This is a genomic window from Lapillicoccus jejuensis (assembly GCF_006715055.1).
Taxonomy (GTDB): Bacteria; Actinomycetota; Actinomycetes; order Actinomycetales; family Dermatophilaceae; genus Lapillicoccus; species Lapillicoccus jejuensis.
Window position 1 is genome coordinate 4,457,347 of sequence record NZ_VFMN01000001.1, and the last position, 23,770, is coordinate 4,481,116.

The 23,770-nt window shown below is 75.8% G+C and carries 19 protein-coding genes; 6 read left to right on the forward strand and 13 right to left on the reverse strand.

Going from position 1 to position 23,770, the window contains the following annotated elements:
* Positions 1-80: 80 nt before the first annotated feature.
* The 6 genes from FB458_RS20640 to FB458_RS20665 all read left to right on the forward strand — a co-directional run bounded on the left by FB458_RS20640 (position 81) and on the right by FB458_RS20665 (position 7,641).
* Positions 81-806 carry a response regulator transcription factor gene (locus FB458_RS20640; protein WP_141850142.1) on the forward strand — a complete coding sequence of 242 codons (726 nt, stop codon included), beginning with the start codon at positions 81-83 and terminating at the stop codon, positions 804-806.
* Positions 803-2,275, forward strand: coding sequence for a HAMP domain-containing sensor histidine kinase (locus FB458_RS20645; protein ID WP_141850143.1), 1,473 nt, complete (start codon positions 803-805; stop codon positions 2,273-2,275). The genes FB458_RS20640 and FB458_RS20645 overlap by 4 nt, the downstream gene beginning before the upstream one ends.
* Positions 2,276-2,315: 40 nt before the next feature.
* On the forward strand, positions 2,316-3,635 hold the full coding sequence (locus tag FB458_RS20650) for a DUF1800 family protein (RefSeq protein ID WP_170185776.1): 1,320 nt from the start codon (positions 2,316-2,318) through the stop codon (positions 3,633-3,635).
* A gap of 9 nt (positions 3,636-3,644) precedes the next feature.
* Entirely contained in the window at positions 3,645-4,928 is a 1,284-nt protein-coding gene (locus tag FB458_RS20655) for a DUF1501 domain-containing protein (RefSeq protein ID WP_141850145.1), read from the forward strand.
* 120 nt (positions 4,929-5,048) lie between these two features.
* Positions 5,049-6,383: a DUF1800 domain-containing protein gene (locus FB458_RS20660; RefSeq protein ID WP_141850146.1), complete on the forward strand. Its 1,335-nt coding sequence runs from the start codon at positions 5,049-5,051 to the stop codon at positions 6,381-6,383.
* 10 nt (positions 6,384-6,393) lie between these two features.
* On the forward strand, positions 6,394-7,641 hold the full coding sequence (locus FB458_RS20665) for a DUF1501 domain-containing protein (protein WP_141850147.1): 1,248 nt from the start codon (positions 6,394-6,396) through the stop codon (positions 7,639-7,641).
* A 105-nt stretch (positions 7,642-7,746) separates the two neighbouring features.
* Here the strand turns inward: FB458_RS20665 and FB458_RS20670 are convergent, their stop codons facing one another.
* The 13 genes from FB458_RS20670 to dnaE form a co-directional block, all read right to left on the reverse strand.
* On the reverse strand, positions 7,747-8,523 hold the full coding sequence (locus FB458_RS20670; RefSeq protein WP_141850148.1) for an SseB family protein: 777 nt from the start codon (positions 8,521-8,523) through the stop codon (positions 7,747-7,749).
* Positions 8,520-8,918, reverse strand: a complete 399-nt coding sequence (locus FB458_RS20675) for a RidA family protein (protein ID WP_141850149.1) — start codon at positions 8,916-8,918, stop codon at positions 8,520-8,522. Before FB458_RS20675 ends, FB458_RS20670 begins: the two co-directional genes overlap by 4 nt.
* A gap of 18 nt (positions 8,919-8,936) precedes the next feature.
* The gene (priA, locus tag FB458_RS20680; protein WP_141850756.1) at positions 8,937-9,683 is read right to left on the reverse strand and encodes a bifunctional 1-(5-phosphoribosyl)-5-((5-phosphoribosylamino)methylideneamino)imidazole-4-carboxamide isomerase/phosphoribosylanthranilate isomerase PriA; all 747 of its coding nucleotides are present in this window, start codon (positions 9,681-9,683) and stop codon (positions 8,937-8,939) included.
* A gap of 38 nt (positions 9,684-9,721) precedes the next feature.
* Positions 9,722-10,366 (reverse strand): imidazole glycerol phosphate synthase subunit HisH, encoded by a 645-nt coding sequence (gene hisH / locus FB458_RS20685; protein WP_141850150.1) that lies wholly within the window; start codon positions 10,364-10,366, stop codon positions 9,722-9,724.
* Positions 10,363-11,052, reverse strand: a complete 690-nt coding sequence (locus FB458_RS20690) for a hypothetical protein (RefSeq protein WP_141850151.1) — start codon at positions 11,050-11,052, stop codon at positions 10,363-10,365. Before FB458_RS20690 ends, hisH begins: the two co-directional genes overlap by 4 nt.
* A gap of 43 nt (positions 11,053-11,095) precedes the next feature.
* Positions 11,096-11,701 carry an imidazoleglycerol-phosphate dehydratase HisB gene (gene hisB / locus FB458_RS20695; protein ID WP_141850152.1) on the reverse strand — a complete coding sequence of 202 codons (606 nt, stop codon included), beginning with the start codon at positions 11,699-11,701 and terminating at the stop codon, positions 11,096-11,098.
* Positions 11,698-12,870 (reverse strand): histidinol-phosphate transaminase, encoded by a 1,173-nt coding sequence (locus FB458_RS20700; protein WP_141850153.1) that lies wholly within the window; start codon positions 12,868-12,870, stop codon positions 11,698-11,700. The genes hisB and FB458_RS20700 overlap by 4 nt, the downstream gene beginning before the upstream one ends.
* On the reverse strand, positions 12,867-14,225 hold the full coding sequence (gene hisD, locus FB458_RS20705; RefSeq protein ID WP_141850154.1) for a histidinol dehydrogenase: 1,359 nt from the start codon (positions 14,223-14,225) through the stop codon (positions 12,867-12,869). The genes FB458_RS20700 and hisD overlap by 4 nt, the downstream gene beginning before the upstream one ends.
* Before the next feature lie 157 nt (positions 14,226-14,382).
* The gene (locus FB458_RS20710) at positions 14,383-15,150 is read right to left on the reverse strand and encodes an ABC transporter permease (RefSeq protein WP_141850155.1); all 768 of its coding nucleotides are present in this window, start codon (positions 15,148-15,150) and stop codon (positions 14,383-14,385) included.
* A gap of 13 nt (positions 15,151-15,163) precedes the next feature.
* Positions 15,164-17,311, reverse strand: a complete 2,148-nt coding sequence (locus FB458_RS20715) for a S9 family peptidase (protein WP_141850156.1) — start codon at positions 17,309-17,311, stop codon at positions 15,164-15,166.
* A gap of 10 nt (positions 17,312-17,321) precedes the next feature.
* Complete coding sequence (locus FB458_RS20720; RefSeq protein WP_141850157.1) at positions 17,322-18,314, reverse strand: pseudouridine synthase; 993 nt, start codon at positions 18,312-18,314, stop codon at positions 17,322-17,324.
* 1 nt (position 18,315) lies between these two features.
* The gene (locus tag FB458_RS20725; RefSeq protein WP_170185777.1) at positions 18,316-19,485 is read right to left on the reverse strand and encodes a winged helix DNA-binding domain-containing protein; all 1,170 of its coding nucleotides are present in this window, start codon (positions 19,483-19,485) and stop codon (positions 18,316-18,318) included.
* A 544-nt stretch (positions 19,486-20,029) separates the two neighbouring features.
* Positions 20,030-23,629: a DNA polymerase III subunit alpha gene (dnaE, locus tag FB458_RS20730; RefSeq protein WP_141850159.1), complete on the reverse strand. Its 3,600-nt coding sequence runs from the start codon at positions 23,627-23,629 to the stop codon at positions 20,030-20,032.
* Positions 23,630-23,770: the final 141 nt, after the last annotated feature.

Genomic DNA, 23,770 nt, shown 5'->3' on the forward strand with positions numbered 1-23,770 from the left:
CCCGTCCTCGAACCGCCCTCGAACCGTCCTCGAACCGAACCGTGACGGGGCCGTCACCTGCGCTGCGTAGGGTGACGGACGTGACGACCGCGCCCTCGGCCCCGCCGGACGGGAGCCTCGTCCTCGTCGTCGAGGACGACCCGGCGATCGCGACGATGCTCCGGCTCCAGCTCGAGGTGGCGGGGCACCGCGTCGCCACCGCCCGTGACGGGCGGGCGGCCCTGGACACCGTGCAGCGCGACCACCCGGACGTCGTCCTGCTCGACATCGGCCTGCCCGGGCTCGACGGGATCGAGGTCTGCCGCACCCTGCGCGCGGGCGGCGACTGGACCCCCGTCATCTTCCTCACCGCCCGCGACGACGAGGTGGACCGCGTGGTCGGGCTCGAGCTCGGGGCGGACGACTACGTGACGAAGCCGTTCAGCCCGCGGGAGGTCGTGGCCCGGATCGCCAGCGTCCTGCGGCGCAGCAGCCGGCCCGAGCTGCCCGGCGACGACGAGGTGCTCGCCCTCGGCGAGGTGCGGCTGCGCCCGCGCGAGCGGCAGGTCTTCGTCGCCGGCGACGAGGTCGTCCTCACCGCCACCGAGTTCGACCTGCTGCAGCACCTCATGGCCTCGCCCGGCCGGGTGTGGACCCGCGAGCAGCTGCTCGAGCACGTGTGGGGCTTCGACACCCCCTCGGGGCGGCGCACCGTCGACGTCCACGTGGCGCAGGTGCGGGCCAAGCTCGGGGCGCACGACGTCATCCGCACGGTCCGCGGCGTCGGGTACGCGGCCCGCGCGCCGCGCGACCAGCCCGCACCGTGAGCCGTCGGCGCGGGTCCCGCACCAGCCTGGCGACGCGGATCGCCGCGCTCGCGGTCGCCGTCGCGCTGCTCACCTCGCTCGTCGTCGGCGTCATCAGCATCCGGCTGCTGCGGGTCGCGAGCGAGCAGACGGCGCAGCGGTCGCTGGCCGCGATCGCGGACGAGGCTCAGGCCACGGCGACCACCGGACCCTCGCCCTCGGTGGGGCAGAACCGCGCCCGCAAGGCGCTGCAGTCGATCAACGTCCAGATCGGGGTCATCCGCTCCTCCCCCGACGGCACGGTCTCGGTCGGCGGCGACGCCCTCGCGCGCCGCGCCCTCACGACCGCGCAGGTGCGCCAGGTCCTCGACGGGCGCTCGTTCTCGCTCCGGCTGGACCGCGGGGAGGTCGGTGGCGTCGTCTACGTCGAGGCCCGCCCCACCGACGCCGGCGGGCTCGTGCTCGCGCAGCGCCGCGGCGACGCGACCGCGCTGAGCGAGCAGGCGCTGCGCCAGCTGACCTGGTCGCTGCTCGCGACGGCGCTCGTGGCGGTCGTGCTCGCCCTGCTCGTCGCCTGGCGGCTCGCGCTGCCGCTGCGGCGGACGGCGAGCGCGGCCAGCGCGCTGGCCGAGGGGCACCGCGACGTCGCCGTGCCCGAGACCGGTCCGCGGGAGGTGGCTGAGGTCGCCGGCTCCGTCAACCGGCTCGCCGGGGCGCTGCGCCACTCGGAGGCGCGCCAGCGCGAGTTCCTCCTCTCGGTGTCGCACGACCTGCGCACCCCCCTCACCGCGATCACCGGGTACGCCGAGTCGCTGGCCGACGGGGTCGTCCCCCCGCAGCGGGTGCCCGAGGTCGGCGCCGTGCTCGGCACCGAGGCGGCCCGCCTGCAGCGGATGGTGAGCGACCTGCTCGACCTGGCCCGGCTCGACGCCCAGGAGGTCAGCCTGCACCCGGTGCCGCTGGACCTCGCGGCGTTCGCGCAGGAGGCCGCGGCCGTGTGGGCGCAGCGGTGCGAGGCGCAGACGGTGCCCTTCCACCTCGAGCGGACGCCCGGGCCGCTGCCGGTGCTGGCCGACCCGCAGCGGCTGCGGCAGGCGGTCGACGGGCTGCTGGAGAACGCGTTGCGGGTCACCCCCGCGGGGCGTCCCATCGTCCTCGCGGCGCGACCGGCGGCCGGTGCCGGCGGCCGGGCCGAGGCGGTCGTCGAGGTCCGCGACGGCGGCCCGGGGCTCACCGACGAGGACCTGCCGGTGGCCTTCGACCGCTCGGTCCTCTTCGAGCGCTACCGCGGGGTGCGGCAGGTCGGCACCGGGCTGGGCCTGGCCATCGTTGACCGGATCGTCACCCGTCTCGGCGGGCGCGTCGAGGCCGGTCACGCGGCGGAGGGCGGGGCCCGGTTCACCGTCACGCTGCCGCTGGCCGACGCCTCCCCCGGATCGGGGGTCGTCCGTTCGGACGGTGTCCAGCCGCCGACGGTCACGATCGGGTAACGACGACACGAACACCCGGCCCGGCCGGGACGATGGACGGGTGGGGGGTGACGACGACCGGCGCGCCGCGACCCGGCTCGTGCGCCGGGTCGCCTTCGGCGCGTCCGGTGACGTCGTCGACGCCGTCGCCCGGCGCGGACCCGCCCGCTGGCTGACCGACGCGCTGGGCGCCGACCCGGCCACCGACCCCGGCAGCCTCGCGACCCCGCCCCCGTCCCTGCCCCCGGTCCCGCTGCCGTCGGCCCACCCGAGCCAGGACGAGCGTCGCGCCCGCAACGCCGCCGTCCGCGACCAGCGCGAGGCGCTCGGCCGCTGGTGGGTGCGCAGGATGGTCACCACCGGCATCCCGCTCGCCGAGCGCGTGACGTTCGCCTGGCACCACCTCTTCGCCACCGACCTGCGGGTCGTGCGCGACGCGGGAGCGGTGCTGCGCCAGAACGAGACCCAGCGCCGGCTCGGGCGCGGCACGGTCACGGCGATGACCGGGGCGATGCTGCGCGACACCGCGCTGCTGTCCTACCTCGACGGCACCGCGCGCACGGCCGGCACGCGCAACGAGAACCTGGCCCGCGAGCTCTTCGAGATCTTCACCCTCGGCCGCGGGACGGCGTACGGCGAGCCGGACGTGCACGACGCGTCGCTGGCCCTCACCGGCTGGCGCATCGGCGACGGCGGCGTGGCGACGTACGACCCGGCCTGGCACGAGGGGGGCCGGCTGACGGTCCTCGGGCGGACCGGGCGGCTCGGGCTGGACGACGTCGTCGACGCCGCGCTGGCCCACCCGACCTCGGCCCCGCACGTCGTCTCCCGGTGGTGGGACCTCGTCGGGGCCTCGACGCCCGTGCCGGCGGGGGTGCTGCGCCGCGCCGTGGCGGCGTACGCCCCGCGGCGCGAGGTCGGCGCCCTGCTCACCGCGCTCGTCCTCGACCCCGAGACGGTGGCGCTGCCGCCGTCGCTCGTGCGCGGGCCCGTGGACTGGCTGGTCGGCTCGGCCCGCAGCCTCGGCGTCCGGTTCGACGACGAGGCGGCCGGCACCGCGCTCGGCGCCCTGCGCGCGCTCGGGCAGGAGCCGTTCGCGCCGCCGAACGTCGCCGGCTGGCCCGGCGGCGCGGCCTGGCTCTCGACCGCCGCCGCGCACACCCGGCTCGGCGCGGCGACCTGGCTGGCCGGGCTCGCCGACCTCGACGACGTCGCCGCCCTCGACGCCGCCTCCCCCACCTCCCGCGTCGAGGCGGTCGCCCACCGCCTCGCCCTGCCCACCCTGTCCGACCGGACCGTCGTCGGTCTGCGCAGCGTCCGTCGCGACCCCGTCGCGCTCGTCGCCGCCGCCCTCGTCTGCCCCGAGAACCTCGTCGTCTGAAGGCCGTTCATGCCCCTGCTCCCCCCGCTCGACCCGCGTCGGCCGCTCGACGGCCTCACGCGGCGCACGCTGCTGCGCGCCTCGTGCGGGGTGGCCGCGGTCGGCGCGCTCGCGGGGGCGGCGTCCGTCGGGTGGGAGCAGGTGGCGGGCCGCGCTCGGCGCGACCCGCTGCCGGCCGGGACGCCGATCCTCGTCCTCGTGACGATGTACGGCGGCAACGACGGGCTCGGCACGGTCGTCCCGGTCGGGGACCCGGCCTACCGCGACGCCCGGCCGGGCCTGGCCTGGGGCGCGGACGAGGTGCTGCCGCTCGACGGCCCGCTCGCCGGCCCGGCCACCGGCCGCGACGCCGTCGGCCTCAACCCCTCGCTGACCGGGCTGGCCGACCAGTGGCGCGCGGGGCGCCTGGCCGTCGTCCGCGGGGTCGGGCACCCCACCCTGGACCGGAGCCACTTCCGCAGCATCGACGTCTGGCAGACCGCCTCCCCCGACGAGCCGGTCGGCACCGGCTGGGTGGGGCGGTGGCTCGACACCACCGGCGACGACCCCCTGCGCGCGCTGCACCTCGGGTCCGTGCTGCCGCCGCTCGCGGTCGGACGACGGGTGCTCGCGGCCGCGCTGCCGCTCGGGACCGCGCCGTCGGGCGGCGACCGCACGGTGCTCGACCACTTCGCCGCCCCGGACCCGGGGGACTCGCCCGTGCTGGCGCAGGTCGCGGCGTCGTACGGCGACGCGGTGCGGGTCGGCGCGGCGCTCGAGCCGGTGGGCGACCGCGCCACCGGGCTGCTCGACGCGGACCAGTCGGCGGCGACGAGCTTCGCCGCGCAGGTGGCGCTCACCGCGCGGTGCATCCGGATGGGCGTGCCCTCGCGGGTCTACTCGCTGTCGCTCTCCGGCTTCGACACGCACGCCGACGAGCGCGACGGGCACGCCGCGCAGCTGGCCCGGCTCGACCGCGGGCTCACGGCGCTGCGCGACGCCCTCGACGGCGACCCGCGCGCCGGCGACGTCGTCGTCATGGCGTACTCGGAGTTCGGTCGGCGGGTGCGGGCCAACGCCTCGCAGGGCACGGACCACGGCACGAGCGGGCCGGTGCTGCTGCTCGGCGACCGGGTCCGCGGCGGGCTGCACGGCGAGCAGCCGTCGCTCACCGACCTCGTCGACGGCGACCTGCGCACGACGACGGACTTCCGGCGGGTGTACGGCGACGTGCTGCGCTCGGTCCTGCACGCCGACCCCGCTCAGGTGCTCGGGCAGGACCCCGAACCGCTGGGGCTGCTGCGCCCGGTCTGACCTCTCGGTGCGTCCGCACCGACACGGCACCGGTGCCCCGGCGGTGCGGACGCCGTGTCCTGACCGCGACGTGACCGGACCCTGACACTCCTCGAACAGCGGCCGCGCACACTCGGGCGCATGCCGACGACGAGCGCCGCCTCCGGGACCTGGGCCACCACCGCCCGACTGCTGCGCCGCGCCGGGTTCGGGGCGACCGGCGCCGAGGTCGACGCCGCCGACCGGCTCGGGGCGGGGGCGTGGCTCGAGCAGGCCCTGCGCGCCGATCCCGCCGCCGATCCGGCCGCCCGCAGCACCCCGCCCCCGAGCATCGCGCCGCTCCAGCGGGCCGGCAAGGGCGCGACCCGTGAGCAGCGGCAGGCCGTCAACAGGACCGTCGCCGCCTCGCGCAAGCAGCTGCTCGGCTGGTGGCTGCAGCGGATGGCCACGACCGGGCAGCCGCTCACCGAGAAGCTGACCTTCGGCTGGCACGACCACTTCGCGACCGACGTGCACAAGGTGCGTGACGCCCGGCTCATGCTCGCCCAGAACGCGACGCTGCGCCGGCTGGGTCGCGGCTCGTTCACCGACCTGGCCAGGGCGCTCGCCGTCGACCCGGCCATGCTCGTCTGGCTCGACGGGCGGCTGAGCACCGCGAAGGCCCCCAACGAGAACCTCGCTCGCGAGTTCATGGAGCTGTTCGCCCTCGGGCACGGCAACGGCTACACCGAGCAGGACGTGCGCGAGGGCGCGCGGGCGCTGACCGGGTGGACCGTCGACGGGACGAGCGCGCGCTTCGTCGCCCGCCGCCACGACGACGGGAGCAAGACCGTCCTCGGGAGGACCGGCGACCTCGACACCGACGGGTACGTCGACGCGGTCCTCGCCGCCCCGGCGTCGGCCGGGTTCGTCGCGACGCGGTGGTGGCAGCGGCTGGTCTCCCCCACCCCGCCGGGCGCGGACCGCCTGGCCGCGCTGACGGCGGCGTACGGGCCGCGGCGGGACCTCACCGCGCTCTTCCGCGGGCTGCTGACCACCGTGCTCGACGACCCGTCGGTCGCCGGGACGCTCGTCGTCACGCCGGTCGAGTGGACGGTCGGGGCCGTGCGCGCGCTCCGCGTGCCGCTCGGCGGCGAGGAGGGCGCGAAGCACCTCGCGCTGGTGACGTCGACGCTGAACCAGCTGGGGCAGGTGCCGTTCTCGCCGCCCAACGTCAGCGGGTGGCCGAGCGGGCAGGCGTGGCTGTCGACGGCGGCCGCGCAGAACCGCCTCGAGGCCGCCACCCGGCTCGCCGCGGCCGGCGACCTCGACGCCGTCGCCTCCGCGCCGCAGGCGTCCCGGGTCGACGCCGTCGCCCACCTGCTCGCGATCCCGACCCTCACCGACCGCACCGTCGTCGGGCTGCGCGCGGTCGCGAGCGACCCGCGCCGGCTCGTCGCCGCCGCGCTCGTCAGCCCCGAGTACCTCACCGCCTGAAGGGGATCCGATGCCCGTCCTGCCTCCGCCCGACCCGCGCAAGCCGCTCGACGGCCTGACCCGGCGCACCCTGCTCAAGGCCTCGTGCGGTCTCGCCGCCACCGGCGTGCTCGCCGGCGCCGCCGCCGTGACGTGGCGGGACGTCGTCCACCACGCCGCGACGAACCCGCTCGCCGACGGCACGCCCGTGCTCGTCCTCGTGACGATGTACGGCGGCAACGACGGCATCAACACCGTCGTGCCGTACGCCGACCCGGCGTACCACGCGGCGCGGCCCGACCTCGCCTACACCGACGCCGAGGTGCTGCCGCTGGCCGACGGACTCGGGCTCAGCCCCGGGATGACCGGGCTGCACGCGCTGTGGCAGTCGCAGCAGCTGGCCGTCGTGCGCGGTGTCGGCTACCCGAAGCCCGACCACAGCCACTTCCGTTCGATGGACATCTGGCAGACCGCCTCGCCGGACACCCCCGTCAGCAGCGGCTGGGTCGGGCGGTGGCTCGACGGCGCGGGCGACGACCCGCTGCTCGCGCTCAACCTCGGCGACGTCCTGCCCCCGCTCGCGGTGGGGCAGCAGGCGACCGCGGCGGCGCTCTCGCTGCAGGCCGCCCCGAAGGGCGCCCCGGACGGCAGCGTGCTCGACCACTTCGCGGCCGACGACCCGCGGGACGGGGCCGCGGCCCGGCAGGTCGTGGCGTCGTACGCCGCCGCCCGGACCGTGCGCTCGGCCCTCGCCCCCGTGACGGACGCCGTCGACCCGCAGGCCGCGTCCTCCAAGGGCGCCGACGGGCTGTCGGCGCAGCTCGACCTCGTCGCCCGGTGCCTGGCCATGGGCGCGCCGACCCGCGTCTACAGCGTCTCGCTGTCGGGATTCGACACGCACGCCGACGAGAAGGCCACGCAGAGCGCGCAGCTGGGGCTGCTCGACCAGGCGCTGACCCGGTTCCGCCAGTCGCTGGCCACGACCGGGCGCGCGAAGGACGTCGTCGTCATGGCGTACTCCGAGTTCGGCCGGCGGGTGCGCGCGAACGCCTCGGAGGGGACGGACCACGGCACGGCCGGTCCGGTCCTCGTCATGGGCGAGGGGGTCAGGGGCGGGTTCGTCGGCGACCAGCCGTCGCTCACCGACCTCGACGCCGGCGACCTCAAGGTGACGACCGACTTCCGGTCGGTGTACGCGGACGTGCTGCGGTCGGTGCTGGGGGCCGACCCGCAGCGGGTCCTCGGGCAGGACCCGGCGCCGCTGGGGCTGTTCGCCTGACGTTGGGGGGTGCAGGGCCGGGTCTCGGCGGCCCCGGGGCCGCTTGACGCAGCGTCGAGCCGGTTGACGCCCTGTGCACAGGGCGTCGAGTGCCATGACGCTGCGTCAAGTGGCGGGGCGCAGCGCGAAGGCGAGGCCGTCGACGCGGGCGCGCAGCTCGCCGTCGGCGGCGAGGCGCTCCCCCACCCGGGTGGCGAGCGCGGCGACGGCGTCCTGGTCCAGGCCGGGGCGCAGCGCGAGGACGACGCGCAGGGTGCCGCTGCCGGCGGGGGCGCCGTCCTCGAGGTCGGCGCGCTCGACCGCGTCCTCCGGGCGTACGGCGCCCTCCACGGCCGCCCGCACGAACGGGTCCTCGTGCGCGGGCAGCCACGCGCGCCGCTGCGCGAGCGCCCACACCTGGCTGGGGCGCAGCTCCGTCGCGGGCGCTCCCCCGCCGCCGGCGAGGTCGACGACCATGACGTCGCAGCCCTCGGCGACGGCGGCCTGAGCGGCCCGATCGGCGGGGACGGGGACGGGCCGGGCGGCGGGGTCCCAGGCGGTCAGCGCCGCGGTGCCGGTGAAGACCGGCAGGGCCCGGCGCCCGTCCGGCCCGGTGAGGGTGACGACGGCCATGTCGGTGGACGTCTCCACCGTGTGGCCGGTGGCCCCCTCCTCGACGTCGACGGCCACGGCGACGACGGGGACGAGCCAGCGGGCGGCGGCCGCTGCGCGGGTCAGCGCGAGGTCGGTGGCCGGCGACGGGTCGGCGGCGCGGGCGACGAGGGCGGCGACGAGGTCCGGGTCGGCGGCGCCGTCGTCGCCCTCGAACCCGCCGGCCGGCAGCGTCCGCCCGCCCCACGGGACGCCGGCGCTGTCGTGCCCGTCCTCGCGCCCCTCGCTCACTCCGGCCCCCCGGCGCCGACGACCGCCTCGACCTCGATCTCGACGCGCATGTCGGGGTGGAGCAGCCCGGCGACGACGACCATCGTCGCGGCCGGGCGGACGGCGCCGAACAGCTCGCCGTGGGCGCGGCCGACGAGCTCGCAGTCGCGCCGGTGGGTGACGTAGAGCCGGGTGCGGACGACGTCCTCGAGCCGGCCGCCGAGCTCGACGACGGCGGCGACCGCGGTCTCGACCGCGAGCCGCAGCTGGGCGGCGGGGTCGCCGGGGAAGCGGACCGCGCCGTCGCGGGTCGACGTGCAGCCGGAGACGAGGATGGTGTCGCCGGTGTGGACGGCGCGCGAGTAGCCGAACGACTCCTCCCAGGCGCCGCCGGAACCGATCCTCGTGACGGTCATCGGGCGCTCATCGGCGCGTCACGGCCGTCCCGCCACGTCGAGCGCGTCGGGGAGGGTGAAGGCGCCGCGGTAGAGCGCCGAGCCGATGATGGCGCCCTCGACCCCGGCGGGGACGAGGGTGCGCAGCGCCCGCAGGTCCTCCAGCGTCGAGACGCCGCCGGAGGCGACGACCGGGCGGTCGGTGCGCGCGCAGACCTGCTCGAGCAGCTCGAGGTTGGGGCCGGCGAGCATGCCGTCCTTGCGGACGTCGGTGACGACGTAGCGCGCGCAGCCCTCGCGGTCGAGGCGGGCCAGGGTCTCCCACAGGTCGCCGCCGTCGCGGGTCCAGCCGCGGGCGGCCAGCGTCGTGCCGCGCACGTCGAGGCCGACGGCGATCCGGTCGCCGTGCTCGGCGATCGCGGCCGCGGTCCACTCGGGGTCCTCGAGCGCGGCCGTGCCGACGTTGACCCGGCGGCAGCCCGTCGCGAGCGCGGTCCCCAGCGTCGCCGCGTCGCGGATCCCGCCGGACAGCTCGACCTGCAGGTCGAGCCGGCCGACGATCTCGTCGATGACGGCGCGGTTGCTGCCGCGGCCGAAGGCGGCGTCGAGGTCGACCAGGTGCAGCCACTCGGCCCCGGCCTCCTGCCAGGCCAGGGCGGCGGCCAGCGGGTCGCCGTACTCCCCGCCGGTGCCGGCGACGCCCTGGACGAGCTGGACCGCGCGGCCGTCGGCGATGTCGACGGCGGGCAGCAGCTCGAGCCGCGGCCCGGTCGCGGTGGGCTCGATGGCGGGGTCGGTGGTCGGGTCGGTGGTGGGGTCGGTGCTCACAGGGATCTCACCCAGTTCTCCAGCAGGGTCGCGCCGGCGTCGCCGGACTTCTCGGGGTGGAACTGCGTCGCCGACAGCGGACCGTTCTCGACGGCGGCGACGAAGGGGGCGCCGTGCTCGGCCCAGGTCACGAGCGGCGCGACGACGGCGAAGGCGCCCTCGGGGTGCAGCGTCCACGACTGCGCGGCGTACGAGTGGACGAAGTAGAAGCGCTCGTCGCGCACGCCCTCGAACAGCCGGGAACCCTCCGGGACCTGCACGGTGGACCAGCCCATGTGCGGGACGACGTCGGCGGGCAGCCGGTCGACGCTGCCGGGCCAGTGCCCGAGACCCTCGCGCGGGTCGGCCGACGGCTCGCTCGCCTGCTCGAACAGCACCTGCATCCCGACGCACACGCCGAGGACCGGGCGCCCGCCCGCGAGCCGCACGTCGATGATCCGCGGCCCGTCGGCGGCGGCGAGCTGCGCGAGGCAGGCGTGCACGTTGCCGACGCCGGGGACGAACAGCCCGTCGGCGCCGAGGGCCTCGACGCGGTCCGCGGTGAGGCTCACCCGCGCCCCGACGCGCTCGAGCGCCCGGACGGCGGAGTGGACGTTGCCGCTGCCGTAGTCGAGGACGACGACGTGCTTGGCGCCGGTCACCGGTGCTCCTCCGTGTCGGGGCTGTCGGGGCTGTCGGTCGAGGGGTCCGTACGGCGCCCCGCGGACGGCCGGCCCTCGTCGGCGTCGTCGGGAGCCGTCATCTCGGCGTGCCACGACGCGTCGTCGGCGACCATCCTCGCGAACGCGGCGACCCCGCGCGGGGCGGGCGTCACGTGCCGGGCCTCGTCGTCCACCGGTGCCCCGAGCAGGCCGCCGCCGGGCAGGCCCAGCGCGGCGAGCAGCCGGCGCAGGGTCTCCACCGGGCTGCCGGTCGGGTCGTGCAGGACGTCGGCGACGTCGCCGAGCGCGCCGGGCGCCTCGCTGCCGGACAGGTGGACCAGGTCGGCGACGCGCAGCGGCGCCAGGCCGCCGGGCCGCACGACGCCGACGCCGGGCTGCCAGGCGACCCAGCGCGGGACGGCGCGCCAGCCGCCGGCGGTGGCGGTGAGCAGGGCCTGCCGCCCGACGACGCCGACCCCGAAGGCCGGGCGCATCCGGTGCGGGACCGGCCGGTTCAGCAGGACCGCCACCGGGTCGTCGTACGGCGGCGGGACGGCGCTCGAGGGGGTGCTGGGCGTCAGCGCCGACCAGCCGTCGGACAGGCCGGTGACGTGCACGCCGGTGAGGCCCTGCTGCGCCCAGGAGGCGGCGGCCTCGGGCTGCGCCCGGACCAGGCGCAGCGCCACCGGCGCCCCGCCCCGGGCGGCGCCGCCGGGCGCCGCCGTCCCGCTAGAGGCTGCCCTTGGCACTGGGGATCCCGGTGACGCGCGGGTCGGGCGCCACGGCGGCGCGCAGGGCCCGCGCGACCGCCTTGAACTGCGCCTCGACGATGTGGTGCGGGTCGCGGCCCGAGATCACCCGCACGTGCAGGCAGATCGCCGCGTGGTGCACGAGCGACTCGAAGACGTGCCGGGTCATCGAGCCGGTGAAGTGGCCGCCGATGAGGTGGTACTGCTGCCCCTCCGGTTCGCCCTCGTGGACGAGGTAGGGCCGGCCGGAGACGTCGACGACGGCCTGGACGAGGCACTCGTCGAGCGGGACGGCGGCGTCGCCGAAGCGGGAGATGCCGCGCTTGTCGCCGAGCGCCTCGCGCAGCGCCTGGCCCAGGACGATCGCGACGTCCTCGACGGTGTGGTGCACGTCGACGTCGATGTCCCCGGCGGCCTTGACGCGCAGGTCGATGAGCGAGTGCTTGGCCAGCGAGCGCAGCATGTGGTCGTAGAACGGCACGCCGGTCTCGACGTCCGCCTCGCCGGTCCCGTCGAGGTCGAGGCTGAGCTCGATGCTCGACTCGCTCGTCGTGCGCGACAGCGAGGCGGTGCGGTGCGTGCTCACGCGGGCTCCTCCTGGCGACTCGTGCGGGCGGTGGGGGTCGAGGTGCGGTGCGAGTCTGGCAGACCGGACACGGCGGCGAGGAACGCGTCGGTCTCGGCGGGCGTGCCGGCGGTGACCCGCAGGTAGCCGGGCAGGCCGACGTCGCGGACGAGGACGCCGGCGTCGAGCAGCGCCCGCCACGTCGACGGCGCGTCGGCCAGCCCGCCGAAGAGGACGAAGTTCGCGTCGCTCGGCACCGGCGGGTAGCCGAGGGTGTCGAGCTCGGCGACGATCCGGTCGCGCTGCTCCTTGATCGCCTCGACGGTGCGCAGCAGGCTCGGGTGGTGCTCCAGCGCGGCGAGCGCGACCGCCTGGGTCGGGTCGGACAGGTGGTACGGCAGCCGCACCAGGCGCAGCGCGTCGAGCAGCTCGGCCGCGCCCGCGAGGTAGCCGACGCGGGCACCGGCGAGGGCGAAGGCCTTGCTCATCGTGCGGGTGACGACGAGCAGCGGGTGGTCCTCCAGCAGGGTGACCGCGCTGGGCGTGCCGGGCCGGGCGAACTCGGCGTAGGCCTCGTCGACGACGACGAGCGAGGTCGGCGCGGCGTCGAGGACCGCGCGCACGACGTCGAGGCCGAGCGCGGTCCCGGTCGGGTTGTTCGGCGAGCAGAGGAAGACGACGTGCGGGCGGTGGCGTCGTACCTGCTCGGCGGCCGACCCCGGCGTGAGGTCGAAGGTGCCGGACGGCGCCCCGCGCAGCCCGTCGACCCACGTGGTCCCCATGGTGCGGGCGATGATCGGGTGCATCGAGTAGGCGGGGGTGAAGCCGAGCGCGGTGCGGCCGGGACCGCCGAAGGCCTGGACGAGGTGCTGGAGCACCTCGTTGGAGCCGTTGGCCGCCCACACCTGCTCGGCGGTGAGGGTCACGCCCGTCTGCCCGGTGAGGTACGACGCGAGCGCGCTACGGAGAGCGACGAACTCGCGATCGGGGTAGCGATTGAGGTGGCGCGCGGTGCGGGCGACCGCGTCGGTCACCGCGTCGACGACGTCGTCCGGGACGTCGTAGCTGTTCTCGTTGGTGTTGAGCCGCACCGGGACGTCGAGCTGCGGGGCGCCGTACGCGCTCTGGCCGCGCAGGTCCTCGCGCAGGAGGGCCTGGACGAGGGCGGTCGGGTCCTGGGCCGCGCTCACGCCGGGTCCGGCACGCGGTCGCCGAAGCGGGCCGTGACCGCCTCGCCGTGGGCGGGCAGGTCCTCGGCCTGGGCGAGCGTGACGACGTGGTGGGCGACGTCGCGCAGCGCCGCCTCGTCGTAGGCGACGACGTGGATGCCGCGCAGGAAGGACTGGACGGACAGGCCGCTGCTGTGGCAGGCGCACCCGGCGGTGGGCAGGACGTGGTTCGACCCGGCGCAGTAGTCCCCGAGGCTGACCGGGGCGTGCGGGCCGACGAAGACGGCGCCGCCGTTGCGGACCCGGCCGGCGACGGCGGACGCGTCGCGCGTCTGGATCTCGAGGTGCTCCGCGGCGTAGGCGTTGACGACCTGCAGACCGGCGTCGACGTCGTCGACGAGGACGATCCGCGACTGGGTGCCGGTGAGGGCCTCGGTGACCCGCTCGCTGTGCTTGGTCGCCGGGACCCGGCGGGCGAGGGCCTGCTCGACGGCGTCGGCGAGCGCCTCGCTGTCGGTGACGAGGACGGACGCCGCGAGCGGGTCGTGCTCGGCCTGGCTGACCAGGTCGGCGGCGACGTGCTCGGGGTCGGCGCTGTCGTCGGCGAGGACGGCGATCTCCGTCGGCCCGGCCTCGGAGTCGATGCCGATGAGGCCCATGAGCAGGCGCTTGGCGGCGGTGACGAAGATGTTGCCGGGGCCCGTGACGAGCACGGCCGGCTCGCAGCCGATCTCGGTGCCGTCCTCGGCGGTCTCGGTGTAGCCGTAGGCGAACATCGCCACGGCCTGGGCGCCGCCGACGGCGTAGACCTCGTCGACGCCGAGCAGGGCGCAGGTCGCGAGGATCGTCGCGTTGGGGTAGCCCTCGAAGCCGGCGAGGTTCTCCTTCTGCGGCGGGCTCGCGACGACGAGGGACGGGACCTCGGCGAGCTGGGCCGGGACGACGTTCATCACGACGCTGCTCGGGTACACCGCGCGGCCGCCGGGGACGTAGAGGCCGACCCGGTCGACGGGGACCCAGCGCTCGGTGACGGTGCCGCCGTCGACGACCTGGGTCGTCGTGTCGGTGCGGCGCTGGTCGGCGTGCACGAGGCGGGCGCGGCGGATCGACTCCTCGAGCGCGGCGCGCAGGTCGGGGTCGAGGGCGTCGAGCGCGGCCTGGAGCACCTGGGCCGGGACGCGCAGGTGCGTCGGGCGAACCCCGTCGAAGCGCTCCCCGAGGTCGCGCAGCGCGTCGGCGCCGCGATGGCGGACGTCCGCGACGATCGGGCGCACCTGCTCGAGGGCGGCCTCGACGTCGAACTCGGCTCGGGGCAGGGCGTGGCGCAGGTCGCGCACGTGGAGGGTGCGCCCCCGCAGGTCGAGACGGGACATCATGCGCCCCAGTCTAGGTGGGGCCCGTACGGCGCCCCGACGGCGTCCGGACCCCGGGCGGCCGCCTCGGACGTCGTACCGGGTGCTGGAACCCATCGATCGATGGAGGTCAGCAGCCGGCCACGCGTACGGCGTGCTGAGAGCCAACGATCGATGGAGGTCACCGCAGGGTGTCGCGGGCGACGAGCTCGAGGGTGAGCAGGACGGCGACGGCCTGGACGAGCAGGAGGGCGGCGAGGACGACGAGCTGGACGGCGGCCGCCTGGAGGGGGCTCGCGCCGCCGAGCAGGACGCCGACGAAGGCGCCGGGGAGGGTGACGAGGCCGACGGTGCGGGTCTGGTCGAGGCCCGGCAGCAGCGCGAGCGCGGCGTCGTCGCGGCCGACGAGCAGCCGGGCGTCACGCTCGAGCAGACCGATGGACAGGGCCGCCTCGACCTCGCCGCGGCGGGTGCGCAGCGCGTCGAGGGTACGACGCCCCGACAGCACGGTCGCGGTCATCGCGTTGCCGATGAGGATGCCGAGGACCGGCACGACCGACACCTCGGTGAGCGGGACGAGCCCGGTCGCGAGCAGCGCGGCCCCCACGGGCACCGCGCCGGTGACGACGGGCACGGCCGCCACCCACCACCGCCCGCGGGGCACGAGCCGGCGCCCGGCCGTCACCGACGCGACGCCGAGCATGAGCGCGACGAACCCGAGCGTCAGCCACCACGACGCGAGGACGGCCGCGATGAGCAGCCCGACGACGCCGAGCTGCACGGTCGCGCGACCGGCCGCCCCGAGCTGGCGCCACGGTGACCCGAGACCCCCGACGTGGGCCACGGCCGCGGCCAGCGCCGCGAGGGCGGCGACGACGACGACGAGCCGCACGTAGCCCGCCGTGCCGTGCAGGTCGACGAGCGCCGCCGACGGCGCGAGCGCGGTCACCGCGGCGGCGGGGTCAGCCGGCCGCCGCGGCCTCGGGCAGCGGGTCGGTCGCGACCGTCACCAGCCACGCCCACTCCCGCGCGGTCTGCTTCCAGGCGTCGTACCGGCCCGAGACGCCGGCGTGGCCGGCGACCAGCTCGGTGCGGAAGACGATCGGCGCGTCCTCGCGCTCGCCGGCGCCGAGGGCCCGCAGCCGGGCGACGTACTTGGCCGGCTCGGTGACCAGGACCCGGGTGTCGTTGAAGCTCGTCGTGACGAGCAGGGCGGGCAGGGGGTGGCCGCCGGGCTCGGCCGCGAGGTTCTCGTACGGCGACCAGCCCTTCATCCGGGCGTAGTCCTCGGCGCTCTCGATGGGGTTGCCCCACTCCTCCCACTCCCCCGCCGTGAGCGGCAGGGTCGGGTCGAGCATCGTCGTCAGCGCGTCGACGAACGGCACCTGCAGGTGCACCGCGCGGAACCGGTCGGCGGCGAGGTTGACGACCGCGCCCATGAGCAGGCCGCCGGCGGAGCCGCCCTCGGCGACGAGCCGGCGGCGGTCGACCAGCCCGAGGTCGAGCAGGTGGTCGGCGCACGCGACGAAGTCGCTGAAGGTGTGCTCCTTCGCGGCGAGCTTGCCGTCGTCGTACCAGGGCCGGCCCATCTCGGAGCCGCCGCGGATGTGCGCGACGGCCCAGACGAAGCCGCGGTCGAGCAGCGAGAGGCGCGCCACCGAGAACCACGGGTCGAGGCAGATGCCGTAGGACCCGTAGCCGTAGAGCAGGCCTGGTGCGGTGCCGTCGAGCGGGGTGTCGCGCCGGTGGACGATGCTGATCGGCACCTTCGTGCCGTCGGCGGCCGTCGCCCACTCGCGGCGCTGGACGTAGTCGGCCGGGTCGAAGCCGCCGAGCACCGGGGTGGCCTTGACCAGGGTCGACTCCCCCGTCGCGACGTCGTGCTCGAGCACGCTCGAGGGCGTGACGAGCGAGGTGTAGCCGAGCAGCAGCGTCGTCGAGGCCGGGTCGGGGTTGTCGCCGAGACCGACGGTGCGCACCGGCTCGTCGAAGGCGAGGTCGTGCGCCGCACCGAAGCCGGTCGGCGCGGCCGGGTCGCGCGGCAGCAGCCGCAGCGCGGTGAGCCCGCCGGTGCGCAGCGAGACGACCGCGAAGCCCGCGAACGCGTCGACGCCGACGACGTACTCGTCCTCGCTCGTCACGCCGAGCGGTTCCCAGGCGCCGACGCGCCCGTCCTCGACCCGGGCGCGGGCGACCTCGAAGTTGCGCCGGTCGCGGTTGTGCACGACGAGCAGCTCGTCACCGAGGGGCTCGACGTCGTACTCGACGCCGGGCACCCGCGCGGCCACGAGGACCGGCTCGCCGGTGACGTCGGCCGCGTCGAGCAGCCGCACCTCGTTGGTCGTGCTCGACCCGGCCGCGACGACGACCCAGCGGTCGTCGCGCGAGGTGCCGAGGCCGAGGGTGAAGCGCACGTCGTCCTCCTGGACGACGAGGACGTCGGTGTCGGCGGGTGCGCCGATCTCGTGGCGCCAGACCTGGAACGGCCGCCACGCGTCGTCGACGCGGGTGTAGAGCAGGTGCCGCCCGTCGAGCGACCAGGCCAGGCCGTAGCCGATGTCCGAGACGGCGGTGTCGAGCACCCGGCCGCTGTCGAGGTCGCGCACGGTGAGCGCGAAGCGCTCGTCGCCGGCGGTGTCGGTGGAGAAGGCGATGAGCCGCCCGTCCGGCGAGACGTCGCTCGAGCCGACCGAGAAGAACTCGTGGCCGGCCGCCTCGGCGTTCTCGTCGAGCAGGACCTGCTCGCCGGCCGGCGGGGCGTCGCCCTCGAGGGCCGGGCGCTGCGGCGAGTCGGCGACGGCGACCCGGGCGTGGACGGCGTACTGCTGGCCCTCGACCGTGCGCGAGTAGTACCACCAGCCGTCGTGCCTCACCGGGACGCTGAGGTCGGTCTCCTGGGTGCGGCGCTTGATCTCGCCGAAGATCTCCTCGGCCAGCGGCGTCGCGCGCCCGGTGACCTGCGCCGCGTACGCGTTCTCGGCCTCGAGGTAGGCCCGCAGCGCGGGGTCCTCCTTGTCGGCCATCCAGGCGTACGGGTCCTCGACGGCGTCGTCGTGGACGGTGCGGGTGTGCGGGCGGGCGGGGGCGACCGGGGGCTCGGGCAGGGGCACGACGAGCACTCTAGGTGGCGGGTGCGCCAGCGTCCTGCGGGGGCCCGTCGAGCGCCGCCAGCAGCTCCGCGCGGTCCCAGCCGGACAGCGTCCGCCCGCTCGTGAGGACGAGGCGCCGCCCGTCGACCGGGTCGGTGAGGACGAGCCGGGCCGCGAGCAGCGCGAGCGGGCGCGCGAGGTCGTCGGGGGTGTCGGGGGTGTCCGGCGCGGGGTCGGGGGCGCCGTACAGGGGGTCGTGGAGGATCGGCGTGCCGAGGTGGGCCAGGTGGGCGCGCAGCTGGTGGGTGCGCCCGGTCGTCGGGGTGAGCCGGTGCAGCCCGACGCCGTCGCGCTCCCCCACCAGCTCGACCCGGGTCTCGCTGTTCGGTGGTCGCCCGGGTACGACGCGGGCGCGCAGGTCGCCGCGGTCCTTGGCCAGGTGCAGGGCCACGGTCGTCAACAGCGTCGCCCCCGGGCGCACCGGCGCGAGGGCGAGGTAGGTCTTGGCGACCTCGCGGCGGGCGAAGAGCTCCTGGTAGGCGCCCCGGTGCCGCGGGTCGCCGACGAGGAGCAGGACGCCGGAGGTCAGCCGGTCGAGGCGGTGCGCCGGGACCAGGTCGGGCCGCCCGGTGGCCCGTCGGGCGCGGGCCAGCGCGGTCTCGCGCACGTGCCGCCCGCGCGGGGTCGAGGCGAGGAACGGCGGCTTGTCGACGACGACGAGCCGCTCGTCCTCGTGCAGCACGGGCATGGCCAGGGGCACGACCGGCTCCGGCTCGAGCTCGCGGCGCACCCAGACGGTCCCCCCGGGCCGGTACGGCGTCCTGTCGTCGACCGGCTCGCCGTCGGCGCCCCGCACCCGCCCCTCGGCGAGCAGCCGGGCCACCCCGTCCGGGCCCACCGGGCCGAGGCGGGCGACCAGGTGGGCCGCGACGGTGGGCCACGGTCCGGGCGGCAGGCGGAGCCGGGCCGCGTCGACGCCGTCCTGCTGCGGGAACGGGGAGCGCGGCCGGGGCCCGCGGGCCACCTCAGCCGTCCCCGCCGGGCGCCGGCGCCCAGGTCGTGTCGACGGGCCGGCCGAGGAAGGCGCCGTACCGGGCGACCGCCTCCTCGACGGCGCGACGCGTCCGCGCCGCCGGCGGGTCCCACGGGCTCATCGTCACCCGGGCCCGCTCGGTGCCCAGCCGCCGCCCCCAGGTGCCGCGCACGGCGCCGTCGACCACCACGGTGGCGAGGAACATGCCGTTGCCGCCGGGGACGACGACCCGCTCCTGCTCCGCGGTGAGCAGCGCCCAGCGCTCCTTGTAGCCGAGCACGAGCTCGTCGAACGGGGCGGCGAGGACGACTCCGCCCTCCCCCGCGGTGGGGGCGTCGACGTGGACCAGCAGGTCGCGACCGGCGACCCGCTCGACCGCGAGGACGTCGCCGGCGAGGGCGACCGCGGCCCGGACGTCGCGCAGCGGCAGCCCCGTCCACCCGGCGAGGTCGCGCTCCCCGACCGGACCGTGGCGGCGCACGTAGCGCGTCGCGAGCGTGGCGAGCGCCTCGTCCCGGTCCGGGCGCCACGGGTCCAGCACCCACTCGTCGTGCAGCACGAAGGTCGGGTCGCGGCCCTGCGGCGGTCCCTGGACGAGCAGCCCCTCCTGGCTGAGCAGGCCGAGCAGGTGCACCCCGCGCTGGCCGTCGGGGTCGATCCCCGCGGCGCGCAGGGCGTCGTACGCGCGGGGACGGGTCAGCGGCGGGTGGTCGGCGTCGCGTCCGGCCCCCTGGGCGGCGGCGACGAGGGTACGGCGCGCCCGCGCCGTCACCTCCTCGTCGAGGCCGAGGTCGCGCCGGCGCCGCGCGGACGCGGCGACGGCGCGTCCGGCGAGCAGCCCCGTGAGCCAGCCGGCGTCGCGGGCGGCGACGAGGTGCAGCGTGCCGCGCATCGGCCAGGTCCGCGTGATGGTCCCGGCCGCCCACGCGTCCACGACCTGCTCCCGGGTCAGCCCGGACCGCGACCCGACCGACCAGAGCCCGCTCTCGAGGTCCTGGGCCTGCAGCGCGAGGTGGCTGCCGACGACCGCCTCGGCCCGCTCGGGCGCGTCGGTCGGTGCCAGCCCGGTGGCGGCGAGGCGGCGCCGCACGACCTCGCGGCGGACCCGCCCGCTCGGCTCGGGACCCGGGGTCGCGGGGGTCGCGGGGGTCGGGGCGGGCACGCGACCACGGTAGCCACGCGGGGGCCCACCGGGACGGCAGCCGGGGGGACCACGGGGAGACCCCGGGGACAACGAAGGGTGCCGCCCCCCACGGCCGGCACCCCTCGCGTGCACGGAGCCCGTCCGTCCGCCGGGCCGCGAGGCGGCCGGCGCTCCCTCCCGGGGACCGGAGGACCGTGCGTGCTGACGACCATAACAGCGCCGTCTGACGGGTCCCCGCCGTCGACCCGACGGACCTGCGTGACGCGTTGCGTCATCCGAAGGGTCCCGCAGCAACCCGCTCGCCGTGCGAGCCGTCAACCCCGTGAACGACCCGACACGCCGTACGACGCGCCGTGTCGGGGAGAGGAACGCCCGGTTATGTCGTACATCGGCGCTTTCCCGGGAGGACGGGCCGCCCTCCACCGGCGACGTCACCGCGATCCGGCCGCCGGCGGGATGTCCTCAACTCGCCACCGTCACGTACCGGTCATCCTCGTCGGGACCGGCGGGTGACGGCATCCTCCGGGAGCGTTCCTGGCGGGGCACGCAGCCTGGCCGGACGTCAGCCGGCGAGGCAGGAGGGCCCGAGCAGCGCCTTGAGGTCGCCGAAGAGCGCCGGCCCCGCCGAGACCCGCAGGGTGTCGTCGAGCCGCATGAGGGTGAACCGCCCCGGCTGGGTGAGCCGCAGCTGCACCTCGGTGACCCCCGGGTGCTCGCGCAGGGTCTGGGCCAGCCGCTGCGCGAGGGCGTCGGTGGCCCGCACCAGCGGCAGCGAGACGACGACCGGCCCGCGCGGGCCCTCCTTGATGTCGGGAAGCGCGAGGTCCTGGGCGAAGATCGACACCGAGTCGTCGCGGGCGTTGACCCGGCCCTTGACGACGCACACGACGTCGGCGCCGAGCATGGTCGCGTAGGTCTGGTACGACGACGGGAAGAAGAGGCACTCGATCGCGCCGTCGAGGTCCTCGACCGTGGCGATGGCCCACAGGTCGCCCTTCTTCGTCCGCTTGATCTGCAGGCCGGTGATGAGACCGGCGATGGTGACGTTCGCGCCCTCCTGGGGCGAGTCGTCGCCGGTCAGCGAGGCGATCGAGGTGTCGGCGTGCTGGGCGAGGACGTGCTCGATGCCGAGCAGCGGGTGGTCCGAGACGTAGAGGCCGAGCATCTCGCGCTCGAAGGCGAGCAGCGTGCCCTTCTCCCACTCCGCGAGCGGCACCGGGGGCAGCCCGTCGAACGCGTCGGCGCCGCCGGCGGCCTCCTCGTCGCCGCCGCCGCCGAAGGACCCGAACAGGCTGTCCTGGCCGATGGCCTCCTGGCGCTTGACCTCGACGAGCGCGTCGATGTAGCGCTCGTGCACCTCGAGCATCCCGCGCCGGCTCTCCCCCAGGCTGTCGAAGGCGCCGGCCTTGATGAGCGACTCGATGGTCCTCTTGTTGCAGACGACGGCGGGCACCTTGCCGAGGAAGTCCTTGAACGAGGAGAAGGCCCCCTTCTCCTCGCGGGTGCGGATGACCGCCTCGACGACGTTGGCGCCGACGTTGCGCACGGCCTCGAGACCGAAGCGGATGTCGGTGCCGACCGCCGCGAAGTTGCCGATCGAGGAGTTGACGTCGGGCGGCAGGACCTTGATGCCCATCCGGCGGCACTCGTTGAGGTAGAGGGCCGACTTGTCCTTGTCGTCGCGCACGCTGGTCAGCAGCGCGGCCATGTACTCGGCCGGGTAGTTGGCCTTGAGGTAGGCCGTCCAGTACGACACCAGGCCGTACGCCGCCGTGTGGGCCTTGTTGAAGGCGTAGTCGGAGAACGGGACGAGCACGCCCCACAGCGCCGCGACCGAGGCCTCGTTGAAGCCCTTGGCCTTCATCCCCTCGGAGAAGGGGACGTACTCCTTCTCGAGGACCTCCTTCTTCTTCTTGCCCATGGCGCGGCGCAGCAGGTCCGCGGTGCCGAGGGTGTAGCCCGCGAGCTTCTGCGCGATCTCCATGACCTGCTCCTGGTAGATCACCAGGCCGTACGTCGTGCCGAGGATCGGCTCGAGGGCCGTCACCATCTCCGGCTGGAGCTTGCCCTTCAGCTGCGGGTCGAGGGGGACGATCTCCTGCTTGCCGTTCTTGCGCAGCGCGAAGTTCGTGTGCGCGTTGACGCCCATCGGCCCCGGCCGGTAGAGCGCGAGGGCCGCCGAGATGTCCTCGAAGTTGTCCGGCTGCATGAGCTTGAGCAGCGAGCGCATGCCGCCGCCGTCGAGCTGGAACACCCCGAGCGTGTCGCCGCGGCAGAGCAGCTCGTAGGCGGCGCGGTCGTCGAGGGTCTTCGACAGCGCGTCGAGGTCGATCTCCTCGTCGCGGTTGGAGCGGATGTTGTCGATCGCGTCGTCGAGGATCGTGAGGTTGCGCAGACCGAGGAAGTCCATCTTGACCAGGCCGAGCGTCTCGCAGCTCGGGTAGTCGAACTGCGTGATGACCTGGCCGTCCTGCAGGCGGCGCATGATCGGGATGACGTCGACGAGCGGCTCGCTGCTCATGATGACGCCGGCGGCGTGCACGCCCCACTGCCGCTTGAGGCCCTCGAGGCCCTTGGCCGTCTCGACGACCTCCTGGGCGCCGGGCTCGACCTCGACGAGCGCGCGGAACTCGGCGCCCTCGTTGTAGCGCGGGTGGGCCGGGTCGTAGATGCCCGACAGCGGCACACCCTTGCCCATGACGTCGGCGGGCATCGCCTTGGTGAGCTTGTCGCCCATCGCGAAGGGGTGACCGAGGACGCGCCCGGCGTCCTTGACCGCCTGCTTGGCCTTGATCGTGCCGTAGGTGACGATCTGCGCGACGCGCTCGGCGCCGTACTTCTCCGTGACGTACTTGATGACCTCGCCGCGCCGGCGCTCGTCGAAGTCGACGTCGAAGTCGGGCATCGACGCTCGCTCGGGGTTGAGGAAGCGCTCGAAGATCAGGCCGTGGGGCACCGGGTCGAGGTCGGTGATCCCCATCGCGTAGGCGCACATCGACCCGGCACCCGAGCCACGGCCGGGGCCGACGCGGATCCCGTTGTCCTTGGCCCAGTTGATGAAGTCGGCGACGACGAGGAAGTACCCCGGGTAGCCCTTGCCGACGATGACCTCGGTCTCGTAGGCGGCCTGCTTGAGCGCGTAGTCCGGGACGCCCTGCGGGAAGCGCCGCCGCAGGCCGGTCTGGACCTCGCGGGTGAACCACGACGTCTCGTCCTCGCCCGGGGGGCAGGGGAAGCGCGGCATGAAGCGCCCCTCGCCCTCGACGAAGTCGACGTCGCACATCTCGGCGACCCGCAGCGTGTTGTCGCACGCCTCGGGCAGCTCGCGCCACAGGTGGCGCATCTCCTGCGGGGACTTCAGGTAGTAGCCGTCGCCCTCGAACGCGAACCGGTTGGGGTCCATGAGGGTCGAGCCGGACTGGACGCAGAGCAGGGCGCCGTGCGCCTTGGCGTCCTCCTTGCGGGTGTAGTGCAGGTCGTTCGTCGCCAGCAGCGGCAGCCCGAGGTCGTTGGCCAGGCGCAGCAGGTCGTCGCGGACCCGGCGCTCGATGGAGTTGCCGTGGTCCATCAGCTCGCAGAAGTAGTGCTCCGCGCCGAAGATGTCGCGGAACTCGGCGGCCGCTTCCCTCGCCTTGTCGTACTGCCCCAGCCGCAGCCGCACCTGGACCTCGCCGGAGGGGCAGCCGGTGGTGGCGACCAGGCCGTCGCCGTACTGGTTCAGCAGCTCGCGGTCGAGCCGGGGCCACTTCGCGTACACCTGGTCGAGCGAGGCGATCGAGCCCATGGTGAAGAGGTTGTGCATGCCCTGCGTCGTGCGCGCGAGCAGCGTCATGTGCGTGTAGGCGCCGCCACCGGACAGGTCGTCGCCGGCCGGCGTGCGCTCGTCGCCCCACTTGACGCGGGTGCGGTCGGTGCGGTGGGTGCCGGGCGTGACGTAGGCCTCGAGCCCGATGATCGGCTTGATGCCGTGCTTGCGCGCCTTGGACCAGAACTCGTACGCCCCGAAGAGGTACCCGTGGTCGGTCATGGCGACCGCCGGCATGCCCATCTCGACCGCGGCGGCCATCAGCTCGTCGATGCGGGCGGCGCCGTCGAGCATCGAGTACTCGGTGTGGTTGTGCAGGTGGACGAAGCTCTGGTCGGGCGACGGCGTGACGGTCATCAGGCGGCTCTGGGGGGTCGTGACGGGCGGGTGTCGGGGGCTGGTGCAGGGGCCCACTCTAGGTCGCCGCGGTGACAGCGACGACGCCGTACGGCGTGTCCGCAGGTCGCCCCGGCGTGTCGGCGCGACGCGCCGTCGGGG

Excerpts from the sequence above, each read along its gene's own strand:
- FB458_RS20655 (WP_141850145.1), top strand. The coding sequence starts at position 3,645 with ATGCCCCTGCTCCCCCCGCTCGACCCGCGTCGGCCGCTCGACGGCCTC.
- FB458_RS20660 (WP_141850146.1), top strand. The coding sequence starts at position 5,049 with ATGCCGACGACGAGCGCCGCCTCCGGGACCTGGGCCACCACCGCCCGA.
- FB458_RS20665 (WP_141850147.1), top strand. The coding sequence starts at position 6,394 with ATGCCCGTCCTGCCTCCGCCCGACCCGCGCAAGCCGCTCGACGGCCTG.
- FB458_RS20675 (WP_141850149.1), bottom strand. The coding sequence starts at position 8,918 with ATGACCGTCACGAGGATCGGTTCCGGCGGCGCCTGGGAGGAGTCGTTC.
- hisD (WP_141850154.1), bottom strand. The coding sequence starts at position 14,225 with ATGATGTCCCGTCTCGACCTGCGGGGGCGCACCCTCCACGTGCGCGAC.
- dnaE (WP_141850159.1), bottom strand. The coding sequence starts at position 23,629 with ATGACCGTCACGCCGTCGCCCGACCAGAGCTTCGTCCACCTGCACAAC.